The sequence below is a fragment of the Melaminivora alkalimesophila genome, assembly GCF_000282995.1.
Classification (GTDB): Bacteria; Pseudomonadota; Gammaproteobacteria; order Burkholderiales; family Burkholderiaceae_C; genus Melaminivora; species Melaminivora alkalimesophila.
This window is the reverse complement of sequence record NZ_ALEE01000176.1, coordinates 1-3,741: the sequence shown is the minus strand read 5'-3', so window position 1 is coordinate 3,741 and position 3,741 is coordinate 1. Positions and strand designations below refer to the sequence as shown.

General features: G+C 71.5%; 2 protein-coding genes. Both read right to left on the bottom strand.

Annotated features, from left to right (window positions below):
- On the bottom strand, positions 1 to 2,319 hold a 2,319-nt coding region (locus A612_RS02885; protein ID WP_019373098.1), incomplete at its 3' end, for a DUF1631 family protein.
- Positions 2,320 to 2,375: 56 nt separating this feature from the next.
- Positions 2,376 to 3,741: energy-dependent translational throttle protein EttA (gene ettA, locus A612_RS02880; protein ID WP_019373097.1), on the bottom strand; the 1,366-nt coding region annotated here is incomplete at its 5' end.

The following is a 3,741-nucleotide window of genomic DNA, read 5'->3' as shown; positions in this document are numbered from 1 at the left end:
GGCGCGCCGGGGCTCGCCCCGACTCTGTGGTCGGGGGTCGGTCCCGGTAGCGCGCGAGAGCGCCCGATCCACCACCGCCTGCCCCCCCGCCAGCAGGCGGAAGCTGCCCTCGCCGGCGAGCTTGTCGATCATGCGGCGCGTCATCGACTGCGTGCTGCCATCGGCCGCGGTGAACAGGAACAGCGTGTTTTGCGGACTGACCCAGGTGAGCTGGGTGCGCACCCGGCCCTGGCGGCTCATGAACTCCACCCACTGCCCGAGCTGCAGCTCCAGGCCCGCCGCGGGCAGCTCGGAGGGTTGCTCGGTCTCGCCCGCATCGGCAACGCTCTCGGCCCCCTCGGCCGGCGGCGCCGCGGTGTACGGCGCCGGTTCCGGCGCTGCCGGCGCCTCGTCGTTCAGCGGCGCCGCATCCCGTGCGGCCGCACGCTCCCGAGCGCGCTGCAGCAGCTCGCCGAGGCGGCGCTGCAGCTGGCCGATCTCCTGCTCGGGCTCGCCCGCCGCCTGCAGCGCCTCCACGATGCGCGGCAATGCCTGCTCGAGTTCCGCGGCCAGGCGCTCGGGTTCGGCGCGCAGCGCCTCCTCCTGACCGCACACCAGCAACAGCGGCACCAGCCCCAGGTACCCGCCCGGATCGTCCCCATCGCCTTCGCCCGCGCCGCCCAGCTGGGCCCGCGCCACGACCCGCGCCCACGGCCCGGTGACGAAGGCGTACAGGTCGGTGGGCGCGTCGCCGGCCCCGGGCAGCCGGGCAAAGCTGTCTGCCAGGCTGCGCGCCAGCTCCTCGCGCTGCGCGCGCTCGCGTTGCTCGCGCGCGCGCGCCTCGCGCCGCTCGCGCCGCTGCCGCTCCTGGGTGGCCCAGGCCTTCTCCAGCGCCTGCATGACACGCTCGAACGGTGCCGCGCTCTGGATCGGGGTCGCCACCAGGTGGTCCACCACCTCGTTGACCAGCCGCATGAAACGGCTGAACGCCGGCGCTTCCGGATCGTCGAAGGCCAGGCTGCGCTGCGTGAGCTCATCGAGCAGCCGCCGCGCCGGGTGCTGCTCGTCGGTGAAGAAGCGCGTATCGTGGCGCACCAGCTCCTTGAGGGCCGGCTCCAGGCTCTGCACCGCCCGCTGCATCGGCGGCAGCAGGCGCGAGTCCTGGGCAATGTGCTCCATCATGCGGCTGACCACGTCCTGCGCAGTCGGTTCGGGCGCCGCGGCGGGCCGCTGGACGGACGCCGCCAGCGCGGCCCCCGGCGCGGACGCTGCGGCCCCTTGTGCCGCCCCGGGCGCCAACCGGCCGATCAGGCGCTCCAGTTCGGCGATGTCCTGCATCGCCTCTGCCGCCTCCTGCGTCACGTGGACGGGCTGTGGCGCCACCGCAGCGAAGGCCGAGGCCGGCACCGCCACCCCCGAGGTCGCCAGCAGCGGATCGCCCGCCCCGGCAAGCATCTGCCGCAGCATGCCCACCGTGAGCAGCGCCTCCTGGGCCTGCGCCGCCAGCGGCATGCCGCCCGAGAGCGGACCAGGCAGTCCCACCGCGCCGGAAGCGTGGAAGTGGCTGCCGGGCATCCCGTACATGGAGGTGCCATAAGCGGAAGGGCCGTAGCCTCCGCCATGGCCGCTGGTCGGGTAGTAACCGCTGGGCCCGCCCAGCATGTCGTGCCCCGTGCGCGCCGCGGCGGCGCCCGTGACGGCGTAGCCCACCGGCCGCACGCCCTGCTCGCGCAGTCTCTGCGACGCGGCCTGGTAGGCGCGCACGAGCTGGCGCGCCAGCTCCTCGCGCATCTCGGCCATCCACAGCCCGCGCACCTCGCCCGGCACGCCCGTCTCGCCGACCACCCGCTGCAGCGCCCGGATGTAGTTCTCGGGGCGCAGCGGATTGCGCTCGGGCTGCACGCTCAGCAGCCCCTGCGCCGCGCTGACCAGCGCATTGAGCTCGGCCAGAGCCACGTCGGTGGCGTGCGCGGCGACCTGGTGGGCGCGTGCCAGCTCGACCTGGGCCTGTACCTCGGCGTCGTCCACCAGCGCCAGCTCGCCGAAGTCCATGCCCGAATCGTGGCTGACTGGCGCGCGCGGCTGCGCCAGTCCGTCGGCGAACACTTCCAGCAGGGCCAGCGGATAAGCCTTGACCAGCGCCGCCTCGTGCTGCCCCAGCAGGCGCAGCGCGTCCGCCACCAGGGAGCGCTGCGCGATGTCGCGGCTGCGCTCTTCCCGCTCGCCCAGCGCGGTGCGCGTGGCACCGGCCAGCCCCTGCATCAAGGCCTCGCCCTCGCGGATGGCCTGCACCACGCAGGCGCGAAAGACCGAGGTGGCGCGGGGCGCAGAAGCGGGCATGTCTCGAGGATGGGGCAAGGCGGGCGAAAGACCTTCCTATGGTACTACCGGCCCCCTCACTTGAGCGCCTTGTAGCGCATGCGCTTCGGCGCCGCGCCCTCCTCGCCCAGGCGCTTTCTCTTGTCGGCCTCGTACTCCTGGTAGTTGCCGTCGAAGTACACCCACTGGCTGTCGCCCTCGGCCGCCAGGATGTGCGTGGCGATGCGGTCCAGGAACCAGCGGTCGTGGGAGATCACCAGCACCGTGCCGGCGTATTCCAGCAGCGCGTCTTCCAGCGCGCGCAGGGTCTCGACGTCCAGATCGTTCGACGGCTCGTCCAGCAGCAGCACGTTGCCGCCCTGGATCAGCGTCTTGGCCAGGTGCAGGCGGCCGCGCTCGCCGCCCGAGAGGTTGCCGACCTTCTTCTGCTGGTCCTGGCCGTTGAAGTTGAAGCGCCCGGCATACGCCCGCGAGGCCATCTGGAACTTGCCGACGTTGATGATGTCGAGGCCGCCGGAGATGTCCTCCCAGACGGTCTTCTCGTTCTCCAGCGCATCGCGCGACTGGTCCACGAAGGCCATCTTCACGGTCTGGCCGATGACGATCTCGCCGGAATCGGGTTGCTCGCGCCCGGCGATCAGCTTGAACAGCGTGGACTTGCCGGCGCCGTTCGGGCCGATGATGCCGACGATGGCGCCGGCCGGGATGTTCATCGACAGGTCATCGATCAGCACCCGGTCGCCGAAGCTCTTGGTGACGTTCTTGAACTCGATGACCTGCGTACCCAGGCGCTCGGCCACGGGGATGAAGATCTCCTGCGTTTCGTTGCGGCGCTGGTATTCGTAATCGGACAACTCCTCGAAACGGGCGATGCGCGCCTTGGACTTGGTCTGGCGCGCCTTGGCGTTCTGGCGCACCCACTCCAGCTCCTTCTTCAGCGCCTTGGCGCGCGCCTCCTCGCCCTTTTGCTCGGCCTCCAGGCGGGCCTGCTTTTGCAACAGCCATTCGGTGTAGTTGCCCTTGTAGGGGATGCCCTGGCCACGGTCGAGCTCCAGGATCCATTCGGCGACGTTGTCCAGGAAATAGCGGTCGTGGGTGATGGCGACCACCGTGCCCGTGAAGCGGTGCAGGAACTGCTCCAGCCATTCGACGGACTCGGCGTCCAGGTGGTTGGTCGGCTCATCGAGCAGCAGCATGTCGGGCTTGGACAGGAGCAGCTTGCACAGCGCCACGCGGCGCTTCTCGCCGCCCGACAGGTTGCCGATCACGGCGTCCCACGGCGGCAGGCGCAGCGCGTCGGCGGCGATCTCCAGCTGGTGCTCGGAATCGGTGCCGGCGGCGGCGATGATGGCCTCAAGCTTGCCCTGCTCGGCCGCCAGCGCGTCGAAGTCGGCGTCCGGCTCGGCATAGGCGGCATAGACCTCATCGAGGCGCTGGCGGGCG